This is a genomic window from Paenibacillus sp. 23TSA30-6 (assembly GCF_014858585.1).
Classification (GTDB): domain Bacteria; phylum Bacillota; class Bacilli; order Paenibacillales; family Paenibacillaceae; genus Paenibacillus.
Map to the genome: position 1 here is coordinate 74,037 of NZ_SLTL01000018.1, position 20,251 is coordinate 94,287.

The window sequence follows — 20,251 nt, forward strand, 5'->3', positions numbered from 1 at the left end:
TGCTTCTATTCTAATGCAGCAGATAGAGCTATATGTGATCACAGTCACAGCATAGTTCAAATTATAAATGTTTAGGGATTTCCCTATTCAAATTCAAGGGATAAAGGTAAGAAACTGAAACCGAAATTGAAATTGAGTTATTATGACGATTTTTGAAAAGTGGATGCTCCTATTTGACTCTTCTCAATATTTGATTTAAAATTCAATTAAATGATACAAACAACTATCAATTAATAATATATGATATCAAATAAATAAGGAGTTCCAATGAAGAAAGACATGACAACGATCAAGCAAGTGAGGCTTAACAGCCTTTTGGATGTAGCTACCATGCTACTTATTGAAAAGCCAAACGCCTCCATGAATGAGATTGCCGATTATGCAGGAATTGGTATTGCCACATTGCATCGATATGTTGAAAGCAGAGAGCAACTGATGATTTATCTGGGATTTCGGGCCATCGAAGTCGTAAGTGAAACCATGAAAGGGATTCCCTTGGACGAGGAAAACTATGAAAATTACATTCCAGAGTTGATTGAGGCACTTATTCCGTTAGGAGATAAAATTTATTTTCTTGCTCATGATGCATCCGTCAACTTCAACAAGGAAATTGAAGGAGCGGATCAGAAGCTAAGGGAACCCATCTTACATGTAATTGAAATATTGCAACAAAAAGGTTATTTTCTTCCGCATATCGATAAAGATTGGATCATGAATGTCCTCTACTCGCTGCTATTTCTAACATGGCAGCAAGTAAGGAACGGCAATATTGCGAAAAATTCTGCAGCGGCACTGGTAATAAATACTTTTTACCATGGATTTAAAGCAACTGATTAATGATCACACTGGATTATGAAGAGGCGAACCACGCGAGGAGGAATCTACATGTTGATTCAAAACGTACTAGGGAGTATTGCGATTTCCAAGGATGCTATTTCTAAAATCATTGGCAAGACAGCAACGGCAACAATGGGAATTGCATCGATGTCAACAGGAGTCGTCGAAGGAATCACTAACAAGTTAAGTGGGAAAAGCCTGAAAAATGGCATTGAACTTCATGTGACAGAATCAGGACTGGATGTCGATTTAAGCATTGTTGTTCATTACGGAACAAGAATGTACGATGTAGGCAGAGAATTACAGAAGAATGTTCGGGAAGCCATTGAGAAATATACGGGCCTATCCATTGGCATGATAAACGTCAAAGTACAAGGGATATCCCTATCCGTTAATTAATCGCGCAGCAATCCCTTCTACAGAACAGCTTAACTTCTATGGCACTCCACATTATATATTTTATAGATTAATCGACAAAGAAACCGTCCTCTGGAAGAATGGAACTACCATTCAACTTGCTCCAGAAGCGGTTTCTTTGCTTTATGAATTATTGACTTTGACTCAAATTGATGAAATATTCATCAACTTGCCGTTCAGCCCGGGATGAACCCCAGCCGCGATTTTTTCCGTCTGTGTACTATGAACCATAAGAAATTTGTTTTTCTTCGTAAGCAATGGGTTTCCCTGATGGTCCCCACTTATTTCAAGCAGCATATTCGTTCCTGCCGATAGGATCACTATCGTCAAATACCCTTCACTGTCAACCTTGCAAGGAGCATAATGAAGTGTCGTTGAATATAGCTCAACTACTGTGTTTTTAGGCTGGAAAAAAGCCTGAACATTTTCGCTACCATAGGTATTATTTTCAATGTCCTGTACTTTGCCGACAAGGTGGATACAGTCCGTCGCGGCAATCACCACCTCGCTGCCCTGATGATATTCCAGCCCTGTTAGTTCTGTATTCTGCCCTGCACAAAAGCCAGCCTGAATCGGGAGTTGGCCATACACTTCATCTTGAATCCGATGAATTACACCAAAGGCTTCGAGTTCTGCAACCGAGGGTACATAATGATTTCCCTGATTGGGAACGCTAGTGGTTTCTTTTGCATACTTGATAAGCCCTGTCGTATTGAAATGAGTCAGCAGCCTCCCATACGGGCGGAACGCTTCACTCATTACCTCTTGAATGACCAGAGGTGCATTGACTTGATTTAGTCTTTCCATTGTATTCATAGCTTGACCTCCAGCAATGAATCTCCCGTGTGCACTCGGTTGTTTCCCAGCACCTTAACATCAGAGTATTCGGCTGTATTGGTCACAATAATCGGTGTAGTCATGTCATAGCCCAGAGCTTTAATCTCCTCAATATCAAACTCGACTAGCAGTTGACCTTTGGTAACCCGATCCCCTTCTGAGATATGCGTTTTAAAATGCTGTCCTTTCAATTTGACGGTGTCCATACCGATGTGGACCAGGATCTCCGTTCCTCCATCCGATACAATGCCAATCGCATGGCCTGTGCGGAAGGCATTAGCTATAGTTCCGTTGAATGGCGAAAGCAGCTTGCCGTCCTCAGGCACAATAGCAACGCCTTTACCCATGGCTCCTGTGGAGAATACTTCATCAGATATCTCGGATAAAGGTTTGACAACACCCGTCAGCGGGCTGGAAATGTTCTCATTCGTCAGGGCAGGAGCTGGGGTTTCAACTTCTTTCTTCTCTTCATGGACTGCAACCATTTCTTTTTCCATGGAATCATTAAATCCAAAGAAATACGTGGTAATGGCTGTGAATACATAAGCCACTGTAATGGCAATTACGAATCCGGCGAATCCTGTGCCGAAGAAAATCGGCAGGGATGCCAAGCCTGGTATACCTGGAGCAATGGCCACGGAACCCGAAGCACCCGTGATCGCCCCGGCGATAGCACCCCCGATAATAGCCCATACGAACGGTTTTTTGTAGCGGATACTAATCCCGTAGATGATCGGTTCCGTGATGCCGAACAAACCGGTCCATAGTCTATGACCTCATGACCCAACTCACGAACGTAAGCTGAAATAATCGCTTTCAGCTCTACAGCCACATGGTCACTCCCGATGGCAATTTTCATGGCTCTATTCCTCCCCAAATTAGATATTTTTTAATCTGTTAATGATGGTTTTGTAGGATTCTTCTTTACCAAACAAAGTGGATGTCCCCAAAACGAATCCTTCAACGCCGTAGTGTGTCAATTCGTTGATCTTCTCTTCGGAGATAGCCCCATCTACCACGATTGTATAATTCAATCCCTTTTCATGTTTAAATGCTTGCAGTGCTTGAATCTTGTCATTCACAAAGGGTAAATATTTTTGACCTGCAAAACCCGGATTTACAGTCATGACCAGCACATAGTCGACCATGCCAAGCAAAGGTTCCACCGCAGCAATAGCCGTTCCTGGATTAAGGGCAATTCCTGCTTTTACCCCTCTTCCAACCATTCGATCAATTGTGCGCGTCGGATGCATATCAGACTCCGGATGGAAGTAAATGATATCTGCACCCTTATCAGCAAATAAATCAATATAGGCAGAAGGGCTGTCAATCATCAGATGGACATCCACTGTTTTTTGGGTTTGTTTGCGGATGTACTCCAAATCCTGAAGCCCCATTCCAAAGTTGGGGACAAATTTACCGTCCATAATATCGATATGATAAATATCCACATTTGCTTCATTCAGAGCGTTTACTTCATGCTCCAAGGATCTGAAATTGGCGCACATCATAGAAGGACATAATAGTATACTCATTAAAAATCATCCTTTCCAAAACTAAAGGTAAACGATTACTCAAATGACGTAATTAATGTTCGAGATAACGATTACCCTTCTAAAAAATAAAAAGAAATTCGTGATTTGAATTTCATCGGATTAACTATTCATCTCGTTAATAATTAATATCTAGAATTAGTTGGGTAAACGTTTACCTTTTCGCTATTAAATTATCATTTTCCGATACCTTTGTCAAACGTTTTTTAGTCACATCGCCACTTCATCGGCCTTTGAATCCCCGTTTCATATTTAATGAGTAAATACAACCTTTATAAGGAATACTTTAGGAACAACTTGTATCTTAAGGGAAAATGAATTGAATCGTTTGGAGGTGATCATCATGTGGTCTAAAATAATTTCTTATATTCCAAGCTGGAGTACACTCTTTCAAGCAGGTCTCGCGTTGATTATTCCTTTAGGAATTTATTATATAAACACATCGATTTATTCGTTTGTTGGCAGTAAGGGGGCAAAACCCAAACATTCTTCTGATCGTCCGCTCTCCGACGAACATAACGAAGGCCACGCGGATCAACAGCATGAACCAAGCTCCAAAATTTCAGGGAATTATGATTCCGATTTAAAATCGATCCGAGAGGCTATAGGCGAAAATAGTGATGTGCATTTTCGTGAGTTTGTAGTAAAGAAATTTCATGCACGGTCCGTGTTAGTCTTCATAGAAGGTATGCAGGATGAAGAGCTTATGAACAAGCAGGTATTGCAGGTCTTGATGTTTGAAGGCCAGCAGGACCCACAGGAACAGCAGGAAAGTATAAGTAACTCTTTTATAAAAGATAGCTTGATGCCACTTACGCAAATTAGTGAAGTTGCTGATATGGAGGACCTGCAGGAGTCTATACTTTTAGGCCATACTGCCTTATTAATTGAAGGAATGAAGGGAGCACTGCTAGTCGGGTCTCCTAACGGCTCTATTCGCTCCGTCAATGAACCAACCTCTGAAGCGTTACTTCGGGGTCCCAGAATTGGTTTTACAGAGGTATTAAGTGAAAATACTTCGATGCTTCGACGCCAAGGCTTAAATAAAAGTCTGGAAATGAAGAAATTCCAAGTGGGAAGCCGAATCAAAAAAGATCTGGTTGTCGCGTATATAAAGGATATTGTGAACCTGGATCTCCTCGAAGAAGTAAACCGCAGAATTTCAAAAATAGACATGGATTTTTTGGCTGAATCCGGTTATGTGGAACAACTTATTGAAGACAATTATTTAAGCCCGTTCCAGCAGGCTCACAACACAGAGCGCCCCGACCGTGTCATTAACGCTTTGTTGGAAGGAAGAATAGCCATTTTGCTGGATGGAACACCTTTCGCACTTATTGTTCCGGTGACCTTCAGTATGCTGCTTCAATCACCCGAGGACTATTATGAGCGCTGGATTCCAGGAACACTTTTGCGTCTTCTGCGATTTTGTGGAGCGTTTATAGCGCTTATGGGGCCTGCTTTGTATATCTCTTTTATATCGTTTCATCCCGGTTTGATTCCAACCAAGCTGGTCATTAGTATCATCGAAACCCGCCAAGGCGTCCCTTTCCCATCTGTCATAGAGGTCATGATTTTGGAAATCTCTATTGAAATCCTACGAGAAGCAGGCATTCGCTTGCCCAAACCCATTGGTCCTGCAATGGGCATTGTGGGAGGCTTGGTCATCGGCGACGCTGCTGTAAATGCGGGTATCGTTAGCCCGTTCCTGGTGATTGTGGTTTCGGTTACTGCGATTTCTTCGTTTTCGATACCGACATACAGTGCGGGCATTACCTTGCGTCTTTTGCGTTTTGTCGGGATGCTCTTTGCAGCACTCCTGGGCATGTTCGGAACCATATTGTTCTTTCTGTTAATTTGTATCCACCTGACGAAATTGAAAAGCTTTGGCGTACCGTATGTAACCCCCTTTTCGCCCATGCGTCTAAGCGACTGGAAGGATGTGTTCATTCGTGCTCCTATATCTATGATGAAACGAAGACCTGTTATGATGAAAACCCAGCAAAAAAAGCGTAGACCATGATGTCAAGATGAAGGAGGTGCTAATGTGTTTACACGCTCTGATGATAAGATCACAACTAAGCAAGCTGCTGTATTCCTGACCAATACCGTATTGGGGGCAGGGATTTTGACACTGCCGAGAGGTGTAACTGAAAAGGTACAGACTCCTGATGCATGGCTTTCTGTCCTCATCGGAGGATGCATTGTCATATTAGTCGTCTGGCTTATGGTGAAATTAAGTCAACAGTTCCCCGGAAACACCGTGTATCAATACTCCAGAAAAATCGTGGGCACGATTCCAGGAGGATTTTTAAGCGTGTTATTAATTATATATTTTATTATCATTGCTGGCTTTGAGATTCGCGTTTTAGCTGAGGTGACAATGTTTTTCCTGCTCGAAGGGACACCCATCTGGGCAATTGTCATTCCATTCATATGGGTAGGGAGTTATTTGGTTTTTGGAGGCATTAATCCCATCGCTCGGCTATACCAGATTGTACTTCCGATCAGTCTCTTCTTTCTGCTGCTCTGTTTTGTCTTTAGCTTAAGGATTTTTGAAATTGATCATCTTCGTCCTGTACTGAGTGAGGGGATTTTCCCTGTCATCAAGGGTCTGAAATCGACTATTCTTGTTTTCACTGGATGTGAAGTCATCATGACACTGGTCGCTTTTTTGCAGCACCCCGAAAAAGCATTTAAGGCCATGGTAGTAGGGATCAGTATCCCTTTGGTTTTGTACTTTCTGACCGTAGTTATGGTGATCGGCGGGTTATCGATGGACTCCACTGTAACAAGTACTTGGCCCACCATTAATTTGATGCGCAGTTTTGAAATCCCCGGATTTCTTTTTGAACGGCTTGAGTTTCCGCTGCTGGTGATCTGGATGATGCAAATGTTTTGTAATTTCTGCAGTTTTTTCTTCAATGCATCCTTAGGTGTCTCACAGGTGTTTGGCCTTAAATATCGTTATGCGATTTTTGGCTTAATCCCAATTATCTTTATCTCCACAATGACTCCTGTTCGTATGATGGAAGTGTTTAGTCTAGGCGATGCGATCGGATACATGGGAATCGTTTTATTTTTTCTGGTCCCGGTACTTCTCTCCATCGTTTTCATGATCAGGAAGAAGGGAATGAAGCAAAATGTGTAGACGACCTATCCTCTCATTGCTGCTTGCCTTCATTCTTCTGGTGACTCAAGTCGGCTGTTGGAGCAGCAAAGAAGTAGAGGAACTAAGCATATATACAGGACTGGCTCTGGATAAGGGGGAGCTCACTCCATTAGAGCAGGATCTGGAGAAGAAAGGCAGTCGTTACTTCAAGAAAAATAAAATTACCGCCAGCGTACAAATCGTCCCCAAAAAATCATCTGAAAGCACAGAGCAGCAAGGCGGCGGTGGACAAGGGCCAAACTATATCAATATAGCTGGCACCGGGGATTCTTTACTTGAAATCTTCCGGCAATTATCCCTCCGTTTGGATCGTCCGATTATTGGTCACCATCTAAAGGTCATGGTGGTTTCCACCGATTTGGCTAAAGAACAGACGGTACAGCAATTAATGGATTTTGTGCTACGTGATAATGATATTCGCCCGAGTTGTTTGGTTTTCTTAAGCAAGGAACGAGCAGCTAACACTTTAGTTACCAAATATGAGGACGAGGTCCCATCCATTCATATTTTGTATATGCTTCGTAACCATTTCAGAACCAGCAAGGTAATGAGGGGAGTCAATTTGTCTGAGTTGGATGGATTGATGCATTCTAAAAAAAGCTATATATTACAAAGCATTACTGAATCAAATGGAGAATTAGAATTTTCAGGGGCTGGCATTATTAAAGGGGATACCGGTCACTGGATCGGTAGTTTGGGACAACAAGACGTGGAGAGCATTGCATGGATTAAGGGTGATGTTGAGGGCGGAGCTGTCAAAACGTATGACAAGCGGAATGAAGCTATAACTTATGAGGTCAAGTCGGTAAAAAGTAAAATAACAGCTAAGGTGACCGAGGGTAACGAAATCTCGTTTCACGTAAAAATTGAATCCAAAGGACGTTTAATCGAAAACTGGGATGAGAAAGTGGACCCGACTGAGACACGAAACATGAAAGAGGCTGAGAAAGAATTTGAAAAAGAATTGACTAGAAGGATTAAGTCTCTTATGCACAAATTACAATCAGAGTATAAAGTCGATGTTGCTGGTTTTGGCGAACGCTTAAATATTGAACAGCCTCAAGTGTGGAAAAAAGTAAAGGATGATTGGGATTATAAGTTCAGTAAAATACCTGTAACTTTCGATGTCAAGTTATCCATTACGGATTTAGGTTCAGCTGCTGAATGAAGTCCTCCCTTGATGAGCCTGTATAATATATTGTGTAAACTCCCAAAACCATTAAAATGGAAATCAAAGATGCTCAAACTGTACGCACCAATATGGATAACGTTCTGAATAAAGGACTTCCATTGATTATTGGTGAATTTGGCGGTTACCATCAGGGAGCGGATGTCGATGAGACAGAAATCATGAGATACGGCCAATCCAAAGGTATAGGCTGGTTAGCCTGGTCCTGGTATGTATCATTCCGGCCTTTCCTATTTTGATCTTGTAACAGGACATAATGGCAGTCTGACTGATTGGGGTAAAACTATAGTTAACGGAGCCAATGGGATCAAAGAAAATCGAAAAAAGCGGGTATCTTCTAAAAACACACAACCCAAAATGAAGACCTTATATCATAATAGCCGCTCCTGCATTTTTTCAGAAGCGGCTTACTGAGCATGGACGGCTGACCCTAATTCTCCACTTCATTCCCAACACTCCACATAAAAACACTGGGATGGTTCCTGTCTCTTATGAGCATCGCTTCCAGATCCTTTTCCCACCATTCATCGTATAAATGCTCATAGGAAGAGCAGGCATTATCTGTCGTCGTAAGTGTTCTGACTTACGTTAGAGTAGGTTCATATTGGAATTACGTATGTGAAGGTTTCAGCGGAAGTGTAGACAAACCCGCACTAACTCAAATACCTATTAAAATAATGCAGGAGTTCCGTTTGAAAACTTTTTGCGGTAAAACTAAGCTCACGATTTTTATGAACAATTAGACCATGCGAAAAGCTCATTTTCGAACTAAAAGGAAGAGGCTCTAGTCTGCCTGTTTTTAGTTCGTTGTGAATAGCTATTTCAGGAAGCAAAGCGAAACCTTTCCCACAACTTACAATTTGTTTAATCATCTCAAGACTCGATAGCTCTAACGCATCTTTAACCAGAATCCCGGCATTTTTCAAAACATCTATGGCAGTCGTATGGTACAAACAAGATGTGCCGCTACTGATAAAAAGCTCGTCATTCAGAATCTGGACTCCCGAGCTTTCCACTTGCCGAGCTATATTCTCAGATGCAGCAAAAACGATGGTTTCCTCCAAGATTGGATAAAAGAGAATATCATGGCGCTTAGGATTTTGAGGGACAATTCCAAAATCCAGCGCATAATCCAGCACACCATTTAGGATGTCTTGATGCGTTCCCTCCTCTATACGCAGATTCACGCGTGGAAAGTTTTTCATATATTCCTGCATAAAGGGAAGCATTCGTGTAAGAAAAAAAGATTCCTGTGTTCTGATATGTATTGTTCCACATTGCTGATCCAATTCACTCATACTTTCTTTAATGGATTGACTCAAGTGAATATACTGATAAGCATATTTGGAAAATATCTTCCCCGCTTCCGTAAGTTCTCCCCCTCGTGGAAACCGATGGAACAATTTTTGTCCACAGATTTTCTCCAACTGTTGAATGTGAGTTGTTACTGTGGACTGCACATAGCCTAATCGATCCGCGGCACGACTGAAACTTTTTTCTTCAAGCAAGGCAATAAAGGCTTGAAAAAAACGACCTTCCAATGAATCAATCACATCGATCATCCTTTATATTTCAATTTGCAATAGTAGACATTTAATTTATTCATTAGTCAAATATATATTTTTCATTATACAATAACCATACTTCGAAGCCAATTGTTGTAACACCATCACATCATGGAGACATAAATATGTTGGTTCTTGAGGAGATTGAGAAAATGATATTGGTCTCTTAATAAAAAAATCTAGAGAGGGATGAAGAAAATGAGGATTTGTTATCATCAGCAAAAGGTTGGGGATGTCGAAGTTTTTTATCGTGAAGCTGGCCCTAAGGATGGTCAAGTTATTTTACTTTTACACGGGTTTCCAACTTCAAGTCATATGTTTCGCGACCTAATCCCCCAATTGGCAGAACACTATCGTGTCATTGCCCCTGATCTCGCCGGATTTGGTCATACAGTAACCCCGCCGCGCAGTCAATTTAACTTTACATTTGACAGCCTGTTCCAAGTTATTGAAGGGTTTACCGAAGCATTAGCTCTTAAACAGTATGTACTTTATGTGTTTGATTACGGTGCACCTGTTGGTTATCGTTTGGCAGTAGCTCACCCGGAACGAGTTCAAGCAATTATTAGTCAGAATGGCAACGCTTATACCGAAGGATTTAGTGACACATGGGGATCCTGGGAGACTTATTGGCATTCTCCAACATCTGAAAATCGTGAAAAATGCCGTGATTCCTTGACTCCCGAAACCATCCGCAATTTTCAGTATCTTCATGGATCTGATGCCAGCCTCGTTTCTCCAGACGGATACTCGCTGGATATTGCTTATATGTCGCGCCCGGAGGCTGAAGAAATCCAACTCGATTTGATCCTTGATTATAGAACAAATGTGGATCGTTATCCTGACTTTCAGGCCTATTTTCGTAAGTATCAACCTCCTTTTTTAGCCGTATGGGGCAAAAATGATCCCGCCTTTCTCCCTGCTGGAGCCCAAGCGTATAAGCGTGACATTCCTTCCGCAGAAGTGCATTTACTTGACACTGGGCATTTTGCTCTTGAAACACATGCCCTAGAAATTAGTGAGATAATCCTCATGTTCTTAAAAACAGGATCTTAAAACGTCACACTATTTTATCCGGATTCTCATTCCCATATGTAAATTATGAGCTTGAAAAGCTCAAAAAATCTATGTTAACATCCTCTTATTTGTCTGAATTATTTGTTAATTCAAAACAAAAAGAGGATGTTTTTATTTAAGTTTATACTAACAAATCTCAACATCAAAAAACGCAAGGACCTTTCACAATGCGTTTTTCAAAAGCTCTTTACAAAAGCTAGCTCACCATAAAGAAGTTATCATAATTATTTCCGAAAATATTGTGAGTTACACAAAACATTTTCAATTTTAAACTCGACTGTTTTTCAAAGGACAAAGACGAGTGAAAAAACGCGCACCTTCCATCATCTCGTACTGGCCTATCATGAACGCTCGATCACAAGCTCGGACGTTACCGTATCCGTAAGGCTACGCCGAACTGGCGGCACTGCTGCCGTACCCATACGGCTACATCCGCTTCACGTGTCAGATCGACCGCTTCCTCAACCTTGAATTGTCATTTGTATTCATGTTCAATTTTCAGTCTGGTTTCTCCCTGCAACCCTCCATCTGCTGAAGCTTGAAGCAACAGCTCACCTGCCAGATGCCCGGATTGCACAATAACGAGACACCTTCCTCTGTGTGTTCGTCTCTGGTTCCCCTTGAAGGGTTCATCACTGGTGAGGTCGCCGTTGTCTATTCCAAGGATACGACCAGCTCCATGTAGTTTAAAGGTTAAATCAAATTCCTGATTAGGTGCAATGATTCCATCTTGGTCTGTGACGGTTATTTCCACATGGGATATCTCATGCCCATCGGCAGGTAGAACCGTCCGATCAGCCTCCAACTTTAGAGCATAAGGAAGCCCGGCAGAGATTAATTCATGCTCACAAACTTTTTGATTTCCATTGCTGCCAATAGCCCAGATTTTGCCAGGTGTATAGGGAAGCTCCCATATGATTAAATGATCAGGGTAATCGGCCAGCTTCCTCACACCGTATGATTCATCGTTCACGATCAATTCCACGCTCTCACAATTGGTGAAGGTAACCAACCGTATCAATTTTCCACCGTATTCAGGAAATGTCCAATGATCTTCCATGGACGGGGATTTCCAGTGCATCGTCCATGACGGATTGTATTCCGGTTTCATATGTTCGTGAAATACGGCTATGTGCACAACAGGCTGATCTGACCATAAACTTTGTTGGAGATAGGACACAGGTTTGCGGAACCCACAAGTATCGATCAGGCCCGAGGACCACCCTTTGGAGGGATAGCTTGTTTCTCCCAGATAGTCAATTCCACTCCAAACAAATTGACCGATCACATAATCGTGATTAGCGACATCAAACCAAGGATTCATGGGCAAATAACCTTTAACCCGATTATCTTTACCACGGTAGTATGGAAAAGTCTCCGTTCCAAGGATAAGAGTATCTGGCATGGCCCCCCTATAGTGCTCATACCACTGCTCCTGATAGTTCAACCCCAGAACATCCACTCGTTGTGCCAGCAGCTTGGTATGCTCTACCTTGGCTTGAATCGAACCTTCACGCAAGCTTATCGGTGTATTATGCGGCTCAAGCGCACATGTAACAGGCCGGGTTGGGTCTTTTTTATGGCAAAAGGCAACGAGTTGCTCCAACATCCTGAGCATGGACGGCTGACCCTGGTTCTCCACTTCATTCCCAACACTCCACATAAAAACACTGGGATGGTTCCTGTCTCTTATGAGCATCGCTTCCAGGTCCTTTTCCCACCATTCATCATATAAATGCTCATAAGAAAGAGATTTCCATTTGTCAAAAGCTTCGTCAATTACCAGGAACCCCATCTGATCACAAAGATCCAACAATTCAGGTGCCATCGGATTATGGGCAAAACGAATCGAGTTACAGCCCATTTCCTTCAACTTCTGCAGCCTTCTCTTCATTGCCGTATCATGGTAAGCAGCCCCTAGACAGCCTAAATCATGGTGAATGCAAACTCCCTTCAACTTCAGGCTGCTTCCATTCAGAAATAACCCTTTTTGGGCATCAAGGATCACTTCTCTTATGCCAAAAAGGGTTCGATAACGATCCACCTCTGTATTGTCGCAATAGATAGTCGTTTGGGCTTCATAAAGCACCGGGTTGTCCGGTGACCATAATTCCGGTTCTAAAACACGCGTTTTTTGCTCCATTTCGCCCGTCTCGAAGCCCGAAAGAGTCACTCGGTTTTCAATTTTTCCTTTTATTTGTCCCTGTGAGTCCAGAATTTTAGTCACCATATTACACTCTACGGCATGCTCATGATGATTAGTAACCTGTATTCTGGCACTCACCTTGGCTTCATCTGGCGAAATTTCAGGTGTGGTGATGTAAGTCCCCCATTCGGTTATGTGAATATAATCCGTACAAATCAGCCAGACATTACGATAAATACCGGACCCCGAATACCATCTGTCAGGCGGAAGAATCGTATTGTCCACTTTGACAGCAATCACGTTATCCTCATCCCACCGAATATATGGGGTCAAATCATATTGAAAGCTAACATATCCATAAGGCCGCTTATCCACAAAATGCCCATTAATCCAAACCTCACTGTTATTGTGAATACCATCAAATTGTATGTATACGCGCTGTTTTGGAGAGGAGGGCTTCACCTTAAAATGCTTTCTGTACCATCCGACAGACCATCTCGGCAAATAAGCTTGATTGCCACCATACAGCATATGTGGATCAAAGGAATTTTCAATGCTCCAATCATGAGGGACTTGAAGGAGCCGCCAATGCTCATCGTTGTAGTCCATTTTCTCAGCACCCGCGTAATTTCCCTCTATAAATTTCCAGTCTGTTTTGAACGGCATAATCACTCTGCTTCCCATCATCTTGCCTCCATTTCATAAAGTGGATGAACGGATATAACAACAGTGCGGGATGACCATCACAAAAGACATGTTCTCATTACAATATTTGAAACACCGGGCGATCTTCAATAAAGTGTACGGGAAGCATGGGAAACTGGGCGGAAAGTACATCTGCGAGATACTTCATCCCAGGTGCTTCACTTTCAGCATGTCCCAGCATGATAAGTGCTTTACTTTGTCCTTGATAGACAGCATCTTTAACATATTCTGGCGTTTCCCATTCTGGGCCCTCACCGGCAATGACTAAATCTACATTTTCATTTAGAAATAATGGAATGGCTAGATCGCCACCTCCCCTGTATCCTACTGAGATTCCCACTCGTTCACATGGCATGGAAACCTCGCCAGCCACCCGTACATAACGAATATGTAGTTTGGCTTTGATATATTCAGCGATCCCCTTAACTTCCATAGCCGGAATAGTCAAAATGGCGGCCGTCGGCTGCTGTTTCACAATGTAATTGTGCCAGCCAAGCGCCTGAAGAAGCCCAACCATCACTCCATCCGGTTGATAATGGTGTATGGTGTCATGAAAACGAAAAATGCCTACACCTGAATCGGCAATCAGACGGGATTTTTGCAAAAAAACGGAATCATGTAGTAAACAATCCTGCATCCCCTGATGACTATAAAAAATGCCTTCATGCGTAATGATAAAATTTGCGCCTAGAGAAATAGCTTGTTCTATCACATACTGCGAAGCACAGAAAGCGGTTACAATTCCTTGTATCTCAGTATCTATATGCCCTGGGTTAAGAAGATCTACGGTCGCATTGGGTGTACTTATTCCCTTTGTCAGATGCTTCACAATCTGACCCATAGTTATGGTCATACACGTATCCCTCCTCATGGAAAATGTATATAAATTATACCATTTTATTTTAATCATGAGTGCTATCATTTCTAGCAAAACAGCCAGCTCCAAGGGGGCCAGCTATTGTACGAATGGTTCTATTATTTATTTCAGAACTCCTAAAATGGAGTCGATTCGTTCTTTTGCTCCTTGCCAAGATGTCATGACCGGGAACTCATATTGCTCTCTTGCTCTTAGATTCCATGGATGAGGAATACAAAGCACCTTTTTCCCCTCCTTTAGCGCAGGCACTAAATTATGAGGACCATCATCAATCAGGAGATCATAGTTAATCAGGTTCTTTCGTTTACATGGGAAAAAGTTCTCAATCGGAATGAATGGCATATGCCTTTGAAGCCAGTTCCATTTCTCCACGACGGTCTTGGGTTCTGCCGCTGTCACAATAATGACATCAAAAGCATTGCAAAGCTTCTCCATTTCTTCTACAACATACTCGTCAAACAGTTCAAGCTCCTCGAACAAACCCGGTCGCCCATAAAATACATCAAGCGTGCTTTTCGGATGACGTAGATGATCGGTGTTCCAATCTAACATTTCTTCATAACGGAGCGGATGAGTGGGAAATTCACTATTGTTATGGTATATGGCTCGTTTGACGAGATGACAGATGGTATCGTCCATATCGACTGCAATGATTGGTTTTCTCATCAGCTTGCCCCTATCCATTCTGGTAAAAGTTTTCACAAGAGTATCATACTATAATTTAATATCTTGGTGAAGCTTAGGTATGAGTTGTCCCATTGGACTCTCACATTTTTCAAGATAATCAGCCAAGTAGAACGTTAGGTTTTGCTACATAAAGTAGGTACATGAATGGATTATATACGTATTTCATCATTAGAGCTGCACCCGGCTAGGAGATGGATAGATTATGAATAAGAAAGCTGATGGATTTGAGGGTGAAAGGTTATATGTCCTTCCACCCTAAATGTTGAATAAATTAAAATTGAATCCGCCTACAAGTAATCTATATATTACGGATATAGGCTGCTTTAGCCATGCCCGCCATCATTTTCGCGAAAGAACTCACGGCTGTGACTCTCATATATTCATTTACTGTGCCATCGGAAAAGGTTGGGTACGAACGGAGGATAACATAACCATTTGCATGACGGAGCGAAGCTTTGCGTACATTCCCAGGAACATGCCGCATGCTTATGAGGCGGACGAAGAAGATTCTTGGACGATTTACTGGTTTCATCTTCAAGGGGACCAAATTGACGATTTTATGGTATTATTTGAGCCTTTTAAAACGTATGTTTCGATGGCCGCCAGTGATGAAGTCAAACTACTGGAGCTATTTCATATTAAAGAAATTAGCATACAACTCGGTTTTAGGGACCCTTATTACTTCTCCAGACTGTTCAAAAAAATAATGGGCTGCTCTCCTTTGGAATACCGAAATAATCTGAAGGGTAGACCCATAGATGAGCCCCCCGTTCACTGCATGCACCATTCTCATGGATGATCCCTTACGACCGGCAGCATACCTAATTAAAAGATGATAATTGGTTGGTCCACCAACCAATTAATTTATTATCAATAAAATTATAACAAGAAGAGGCGGCGGCTGAGAGGTCAGAAATAGATTATAGTCCATTCCACGCAAATTTGCTGGTTGTAAGCATTTTGAGGAGTTACTTTAACCCTCAGAGACTAACGTTCTGTTTCTTCCTCTGCTCTTGGCCAGGTACAATGCCTGATCCGCCTTCTCTATCAGCTCCTCCCGCTCTGACGCATGCAAAGGATAATGGGCGATGCCCAGAGAGACCGTAACTCGTGTCGGAATGGGAGCCCTGCTTTGTTCCAAAGCCCGACGGACTCTTTCCGCTACGTTGAAGGCTTCCTCAGGTCGGTTCAGCAGAATGACGAACTCTTCGCCGCCGTAGCGATAGCAGACATCATCCGGGCGAAGCGAGGTAACTATAACTTCGGCAACATGTTTCAGCACTTCGTCACCGATGAGATGGCCGTAGGTGTCGTTTACGAATTTAAATTTGTCTACATCCAGCATAATGAGCGAAAACGGCAGACCAGAGGCCATCCATTGACTCATCGTATATTCAAGCGATCTTCGGTTCATTAATCCGGTCAGAACATCCGTCACAGCTTCCTGCGTCAATTGATCCGTCTGCTTCTGAATATTCAACATGGCAAGCATTACGGCCTTGGTGAGCAAATCGGCCTCCTGGCTCCAATGCGGCTTCGCTTCCGGCATTACAATCTTTTCCTTGCCTATCTTGCTCACCAGATTTGCTAGATAGACAAAAGGCCGGGCCAACCTGAATGCTACGAGTATGACGCCCATCAGCAATATGATGAACGGAAACAACGAATACCACAGAATTGTCCGAATGTGGTCCATCAGTTGATCATGGATTAGACCAATCGGCGAAACGACCACAATTCCCCATCCGTTGGCCGGGACACTGGAGTATCCGGCAAGCATCTCGACGCCACTGATGTTGCGAACTTGCTGTTCCCCGCTTTCCCCCTTCATCAACTTCTGCACTACCTTGTTGCTGCTGACATCCTTCCCGAGGAGCTGCTTGTCCGGGTGATACAGCAGGCGTCCGTTGGAATCCACAATATAATAATAAGAACCGGAATCGTCCACATTACCGTTGCCAAAAATATCAGACAGGATATTGTTCTCCTGAAGATAAAGCGTGCCACTCAAAATACCGAGATATTTACCGGCGCTGCTGAAAATCGGTTGACTCATAAATACGATTAGTCTCTTAGTGTTTGAAGTCATGTATGGGGAAGAAATATACGGTTTTTGGAGTGCCAAAGCTTCCAGACTGGCCTTAGACGTGATACGCCGACCTGCCGTTCCCACTCTAGCCGGCGCTACATTGCGGATCAGCCCGTTGGCTTCGACCACTGCGATGGAATTGAAGAAATTGCTGCTCTTGCGCATCAGATCTAAATAATCGTACAGTTGCTTCGAAGTCATGGCATCAACATTGGAAAGTTTATCGGCACTGTATTCCAAGCTGCCGCGCATGGATCGAAATAAAGAATCCATCGTCTTGGAAATGCGATCAGCGTTGGAGTAATTCAGATGGAGCGTCGTCTCCATCAATGAATTCTTTTGGGACTCATAAGAACCAACCAGAAGAATGCTTGAGGTTAGCAGAACCACCAGCGTCACCAAGCCCGTAAGCAACGATATGAGACTTAGCTTTTTACTTTGACGATGTTCGGCTCTTCTCGGTGTAGACAAACTATGACCCTCCCTGGTTCCTGAAAACTTGTTTAATCCATAATACATCAAATTCTGAGGTTATTCGACAATTAGTCGGTGAACTCCATCTTTTCATAATATAAATAAGGAAGACTGGCAAAATGCCGCCGTCTTCCTCATTTATCCGGGCCCCCAAGCGAAGTCAATAACTCACGTCTCTGATCAATATGACTCTCCATGCTCCGTGCTTAGTCCAAAGTACTGGTGGAAACTATAATAGGCGAATTCCAGCTTGCCGATGAATACGGTGTTCACAGACTCACTGTTAGGTCTATTCGATATGTCGGCTCCCAAACTCAGGTTGGTCTGTACTCGAAAAGCATAATTGGGAACGGGTAATGGCGAAGGTGAGGTACTACAGAGGAATGAAAGTAAAGCGCTTACATATTCAAAAACAGGTTTCCGGTCAAGGATGGCTACTTGACCGGATCACTTTAAAAATCGGCTTAAGCCAATACACCCAGAGCGTATCCAATAATTCCTATTGCGAATAAAGCAAAAATTAGAGCTATAGCATTCACTTTCTTTTTGAGCAGTCTCATACACAAAAAAGTCAGCAAGAGAGGTAACAGACCAGGTATCAATTGATCCAGAATCATCTGTATCGTCGTAACCACCTCTACTCCATCCGAACGGGTATATCTGGATACTTCAAGCGGCACATTCAGGGTAGTCCATTTGGATACGAGTGCGCCCATGACAAAAAGTCCCAGGATGGAGGCCGATTCTGTAAGCTTTTGCAACCGGTTTCCGGACATGTCGGACACAATCTCTGTCCCTTTTTGGTAGCCGTATTTCAGCCCGTACCACTTAGTTGCTAGGCGAAGAACATTAAAGAGTAAGAAAAAAAGGACAGGCCCGATGATGCTCCCGGACAAAGCAATGGAAGCTCCCAACGCAGCCAGAACCGGGCGTAACGTTCCCCAGTAAATAGGATCCCCTACTCCGGCTAAAGGCCCCATCAAGCCGATTTTCACTCCACTTATGGTAGCATTGTCAATAGGCTGGCCATTTGCTTTCTGCTCCTCCATAGCCGCCGTTACACCCATAATCGGTGCTGAGATAAACGGTTGAGTATTGAAAAACTCTAGATGCCGCTTTAATGCTTCTTTTTGGTCTTCTTTCTTGCTGTATAGCCGCTTGATTGCCGGAATCAAGGTGACACAGAAACCAATCGACTGCATACGCTCAAAGTTAAACGAGCCCAGCAGGAACCATGAACGGAAAAACATTTTGTTTAGATCGCTTTTTGTCAATTTTTTTTCTTCCATAGTACCCCACTCTTTCATTAGGTATTCTTTAGAGCTCTTCAATTTCACCTATTTGATCTTTTCGCTGACTATATTTAGGACTGAGCTGGATATACAACAAAGCCAGAACCGCTCCTATGACCCCAAAGCCAACCAGATTGATGCTCGTAAATGCCGCAATGACAAAGCCCAAGAAAAAGAAAGGCATCAGGTATTTGGCTGCCATCATGTTGATAACCATGGCATACCCTACAACGACGATGAATCCTCCTGCTATTTGCAACCCTTTTGTAATGACCTCCGGGATCGCATCAAGCAAAGCCGTAACCAGACCGGTTTCTGCTGCAATAGCCACCAAAACGGCAGGCAGAGCGACGCGCAATCCCTGAAGAAGGAGGGCGATGAAGTGGCATAGTTCAATTCCTCTGAAATTTGAAGATTCGGCATATTTATCTGCCAAGTGCTGAAAGAACACGGTAATCGTTCTAACAAAAATCGTCAACACTTGCCCAGCAGCTGCAATCGGAATCGCAACAGCAATTCCGGCGCCGATCGACTGATGTCCAACAATAACCAATATGGTTGAGATTACACTGGCCAAAGCGGAATCCGGAGCCATTGACGCCCCGACATTCATCCAGCCCAATGCCATCAATTCCAGCGTACCGCCTAGAATAATACCCGTTTTGAGATCGCCTAGGACCAGACCGATCAGTGTACACGCAACCAGAGGCCGATGAGTCTGTCCTTCATCCAAAACGCTGCCCATTCCGCAAATGGCTGCAACCAGCGTTACCATTACGATTTCAAAAACACTCATGTTTAAACCCCTCTCTTATGCCAACCTGCTCTTGTGCCAACCTGCAGTTAAAACTGGACATTCTGGAGCTTGCTAATCAAATTGATTTTAGGATCACTGGCCACTTTTCTAATTTCCAGTTCAATCCCCTTTTCGTGCAGTTTATGAAATGCCTCTACATCCTGCTTATCTACGGACACCGCTCCGGTAATCTGTGTCTTGCCTTCTTTAAAGCACATTCCACCTACATTTACAGATGTGAACGGTACCCCGCCTTCTACGACCCGCAGTACATCAGTCGGATTGGTAAACAGGAATAAGGTCTTAAAATCGTTATATTTAGGGTTGTTGTAAGCTTCAATCGCTTTTGCAATCGTGACGACATAAGCCTTAATTCCCGGCGGCGCCACCTGTAATAATAAGGTTTTGCGCAGCGTATCCGCAGCGACCTCATCGCTGACCGCGATGATTTTGTTACACTTCGTTTCTTTCACCCACACAGTAGCCACCTGACCATGGATCAGACGATCGTCAATACGAACAAATGAAATTTCCATAT

General features: G+C 43.1%; 18 protein-coding genes and 3 pseudogenes. 8 read left to right on the plus strand and 13 right to left on the minus strand.

Annotated elements, in window-relative coordinates; all coding sequences use genetic code 11:
- Positions 1 to 267 precede the first annotated feature (267 nt).
- Together E0698_RS17000 and E0698_RS17005 are read left to right on the plus strand one after the other, a co-directional pair.
- The gene (locus E0698_RS17000; protein ID WP_192512311.1) at positions 268 to 837 is read left to right on the plus strand and encodes a TetR/AcrR family transcriptional regulator; all 570 of its coding nucleotides are present in this window, start codon (positions 268 to 270) and stop codon (positions 835 to 837) included.
- 48 nt (positions 838 to 885) lie between these two features.
- On the plus strand, positions 886 to 1,236 hold the full coding sequence (locus E0698_RS17005) for an Asp23/Gls24 family envelope stress response protein (RefSeq protein ID WP_192512312.1): 351 nt from the start codon (positions 886 to 888) through the stop codon (positions 1,234 to 1,236).
- A 162-nt stretch (positions 1,237 to 1,398) separates the two neighbouring features.
- On the opposite strand, the gene E0698_RS17010 is transcribed toward E0698_RS17005, so the two are convergent.
- From E0698_RS17010 to rpe, 4 genes and pseudogenes are all read right to left on the minus strand, one after another.
- Positions 1,399 to 2,070, minus strand: coding sequence for a DUF4867 family protein (locus E0698_RS17010; protein WP_192512313.1), 672 nt, complete (start codon positions 2,068 to 2,070; stop codon positions 1,399 to 1,401).
- The gene (locus tag E0698_RS17015; RefSeq protein ID WP_238354039.1) at positions 2,067 to 2,846 is read right to left on the minus strand and encodes a glucose PTS transporter subunit IIA; all 780 of its coding nucleotides are present in this window, start codon (positions 2,844 to 2,846) and stop codon (positions 2,067 to 2,069) included. Before E0698_RS17015 ends, E0698_RS17010 begins: the two co-directional genes overlap by 4 nt.
- Before the next feature lie 41 nt (positions 2,847 to 2,887).
- Positions 2,888 to 2,950: pseudogene (locus E0698_RS27710) on the minus strand (ribose-5-phosphate isomerase); the annotation flags it as partial.
- Between the two features lie 19 nt (positions 2,951 to 2,969).
- Positions 2,970 to 3,626, minus strand: coding sequence for a ribulose-phosphate 3-epimerase (gene rpe, locus E0698_RS17020; RefSeq protein ID WP_192512314.1), 657 nt, complete (start codon positions 3,624 to 3,626; stop codon positions 2,970 to 2,972).
- Between the two features lie 361 nt (positions 3,627 to 3,987).
- On the opposite strand from rpe, the gene E0698_RS17025 reads away from it, so the two are divergent.
- The 4 genes and pseudogenes from E0698_RS17025 to E0698_RS27005 form a co-directional block, all read left to right on the plus strand.
- Positions 3,988 to 5,667: a spore germination protein gene (locus E0698_RS17025; protein WP_192512315.1), complete on the plus strand. Its 1,680-nt coding sequence runs from the start codon at positions 3,988 to 3,990 to the stop codon at positions 5,665 to 5,667.
- 24 nt (positions 5,668 to 5,691) lie between these two features.
- Entirely contained in the window at positions 5,692 to 6,795 is a 1,104-nt protein-coding gene (locus E0698_RS17030; RefSeq protein WP_149095661.1) for a GerAB/ArcD/ProY family transporter, read from the plus strand.
- Positions 6,788 to 7,984 (plus strand): Ger(x)C family spore germination protein, encoded by a 1,197-nt coding sequence (locus E0698_RS17035; RefSeq protein WP_192512316.1) that lies wholly within the window; start codon positions 6,788 to 6,790, stop codon positions 7,982 to 7,984. Before E0698_RS17030 ends, E0698_RS17035 begins: the two co-directional genes overlap by 8 nt.
- A 65-nt stretch (positions 7,985 to 8,049) precedes the next feature.
- Positions 8,050 to 8,346, plus strand: a pseudogene (locus tag E0698_RS27005) (cellulase family glycosylhydrolase); the annotation flags it as partial.
- 92 nt (positions 8,347 to 8,438) lie between these two features.
- On the opposite strand, the pseudogene E0698_RS17045 reads toward E0698_RS27005, so the two are convergent.
- Together E0698_RS17045 and E0698_RS17050 are read right to left on the minus strand one after the other, a co-directional pair.
- Positions 8,439 to 8,552: pseudogene (locus E0698_RS17045) on the minus strand (glycoside hydrolase family 2 TIM barrel-domain containing protein); the annotation flags it as partial.
- Positions 8,553 to 8,658: 106 nt separating this feature from the next.
- A complete protein-coding gene (locus E0698_RS17050) occupies positions 8,659 to 9,567 on the minus strand; it encodes a LysR family transcriptional regulator (RefSeq protein ID WP_202894943.1) in 909 nt (302 codons plus the stop codon).
- Positions 9,568 to 9,768: 201 nt separating this feature from the next.
- Between E0698_RS17050 and E0698_RS17055 the strand changes: the two genes are divergently transcribed.
- Positions 9,769 to 10,626 carry an alpha/beta fold hydrolase gene (locus E0698_RS17055; RefSeq protein WP_192512333.1) on the plus strand — a complete coding sequence of 286 codons (858 nt, stop codon included), beginning with the start codon at positions 9,769 to 9,771 and terminating at the stop codon, positions 10,624 to 10,626.
- A gap of 496 nt (positions 10,627 to 11,122) precedes the next feature.
- On the opposite strand, the gene E0698_RS17060 is transcribed toward E0698_RS17055, so the two are convergent.
- The 3 genes from E0698_RS17060 to E0698_RS17070 all read right to left on the minus strand — a co-directional run bounded on the left by E0698_RS17060 (position 11,123) and on the right by E0698_RS17070 (position 15,041).
- Entirely contained in the window at positions 11,123 to 13,477 is a 2,355-nt protein-coding gene (locus E0698_RS17060; protein WP_192512317.1) for a glycoside hydrolase family 2 TIM barrel-domain containing protein, read from the minus strand.
- A 79-nt stretch (positions 13,478 to 13,556) separates the two neighbouring features.
- The gene (locus E0698_RS17065; protein WP_192512318.1) at positions 13,557 to 14,351 is read right to left on the minus strand and encodes a Nif3-like dinuclear metal center hexameric protein; all 795 of its coding nucleotides are present in this window, start codon (positions 14,349 to 14,351) and stop codon (positions 13,557 to 13,559) included.
- A 126-nt stretch (positions 14,352 to 14,477) separates the two neighbouring features.
- A complete protein-coding gene (locus E0698_RS17070; RefSeq protein WP_192512319.1) occupies positions 14,478 to 15,041 on the minus strand; it encodes a 5' nucleotidase, NT5C type in 564 nt (187 codons plus the stop codon).
- 280 nt (positions 15,042 to 15,321) lie between these two features.
- Between E0698_RS17070 and E0698_RS17075 the strand changes: the two genes are divergently transcribed.
- The gene (locus E0698_RS17075; protein ID WP_238354041.1) at positions 15,322 to 15,861 is read left to right on the plus strand and encodes an AraC family transcriptional regulator; all 540 of its coding nucleotides are present in this window, start codon (positions 15,322 to 15,324) and stop codon (positions 15,859 to 15,861) included.
- 174 nt (positions 15,862 to 16,035) lie between these two features.
- Here the strand turns inward: E0698_RS17075 and E0698_RS17080 are convergent, their stop codons facing one another.
- The 4 genes from E0698_RS17080 to E0698_RS17095 all read right to left on the minus strand — a co-directional run bounded on the left by E0698_RS17080 (position 16,036) and on the right by E0698_RS17095 (position 20,249).
- Complete coding sequence (locus E0698_RS17080) at positions 16,036 to 17,622, minus strand: sensor domain-containing diguanylate cyclase (protein WP_238354042.1); 1,587 nt, start codon at positions 17,620 to 17,622, stop codon at positions 16,036 to 16,038.
- Positions 17,623 to 18,089: 467 nt separating this feature from the next.
- The gene (manZ, locus tag E0698_RS17085) at positions 18,090 to 18,932 is read right to left on the minus strand and encodes a PTS mannose transporter subunit IID (RefSeq protein WP_269465364.1); all 843 of its coding nucleotides are present in this window, start codon (positions 18,930 to 18,932) and stop codon (positions 18,090 to 18,092) included.
- Positions 18,933 to 18,942: 10 nt separating this feature from the next.
- Positions 18,943 to 19,713: a PTS mannose/fructose/sorbose transporter subunit IIC gene (locus E0698_RS17090; protein ID WP_134911320.1), complete on the minus strand. Its 771-nt coding sequence runs from the start codon at positions 19,711 to 19,713 to the stop codon at positions 18,943 to 18,945.
- 47 nt (positions 19,714 to 19,760) lie between these two features.
- Positions 19,761 to 20,249: a mannose/fructose/sorbose PTS transporter subunit IIB gene (locus E0698_RS17095; RefSeq protein ID WP_192512321.1), complete on the minus strand. Its 489-nt coding sequence runs from the start codon at positions 20,247 to 20,249 to the stop codon at positions 19,761 to 19,763.
- Positions 20,250 to 20,251: the final 2 nt, after the last annotated feature.

What these genes read in the sequence shown, in the direction of transcription:
- E0698_RS17000 (WP_192512311.1), top strand. Translation starts at nt 268, where the DNA reads ATGAAGAAAGACATGACAACGATCAAGCAAGTGAGGCTTAACAGCCTT.
- E0698_RS17005 (WP_192512312.1), top strand. Translation starts at nt 886, where the DNA reads ATGTTGATTCAAAACGTACTAGGGAGTATTGCGATTTCCAAGGATGCT.
- E0698_RS17010 (WP_192512313.1), bottom strand. Translation starts at nt 2,070, where the DNA reads ATGAATACAATGGAAAGACTAAATCAAGTCAATGCACCTCTGGTCATT.
- rpe (WP_192512314.1), bottom strand. Translation starts at nt 3,626, where the DNA reads ATGAGTATACTATTATGTCCTTCTATGATGTGCGCCAATTTCAGATCC.
- E0698_RS17025 (WP_192512315.1), top strand. Translation starts at nt 3,988, where the DNA reads ATGTGGTCTAAAATAATTTCTTATATTCCAAGCTGGAGTACACTCTTT.
- E0698_RS17035 (WP_192512316.1), top strand. Translation starts at nt 6,788, where the DNA reads ATGTGTAGACGACCTATCCTCTCATTGCTGCTTGCCTTCATTCTTCTG.
- E0698_RS17050 (WP_202894943.1), bottom strand. Translation starts at nt 9,567, where the DNA reads ATGATCGATGTGATTGATTCATTGGAAGGTCGTTTTTTTCAAGCCTTT.
- E0698_RS17055 (WP_192512333.1), top strand. Translation starts at nt 9,769, where the DNA reads ATGAGGATTTGTTATCATCAGCAAAAGGTTGGGGATGTCGAAGTTTTT.
- E0698_RS17060 (WP_192512317.1), bottom strand. Translation starts at nt 13,477, where the DNA reads ATGGGAAGCAGAGTGATTATGCCGTTCAAAACAGACTGGAAATTTATA.
- E0698_RS17065 (WP_192512318.1), bottom strand. Translation starts at nt 14,351, where the DNA reads ATGACCATAACTATGGGTCAGATTGTGAAGCATCTGACAAAGGGAATA.
- E0698_RS17070 (WP_192512319.1), bottom strand. Translation starts at nt 15,041, where the DNA reads ATGAGAAAACCAATCATTGCAGTCGATATGGACGATACCATCTGTCAT.
- E0698_RS17075 (WP_238354041.1), top strand. Translation starts at nt 15,322, where the DNA reads ATGTTGAATAAATTAAAATTGAATCCGCCTACAAGTAATCTATATATT.
- manZ (WP_269465364.1), bottom strand. Translation starts at nt 18,932, where the DNA reads ATGAAAGAGTGGGGTACTATGGAAGAAAAAAAATTGACAAAAAGCGAT.
- E0698_RS17090 (WP_134911320.1), bottom strand. Translation starts at nt 19,713, where the DNA reads ATGAGTGTTTTTGAAATCGTAATGGTAACGCTGGTTGCAGCCATTTGC.
- E0698_RS17095 (WP_192512321.1), bottom strand. Translation starts at nt 20,249, where the DNA reads ATGGAAATTTCATTTGTTCGTATTGACGATCGTCTGATCCATGGTCAG.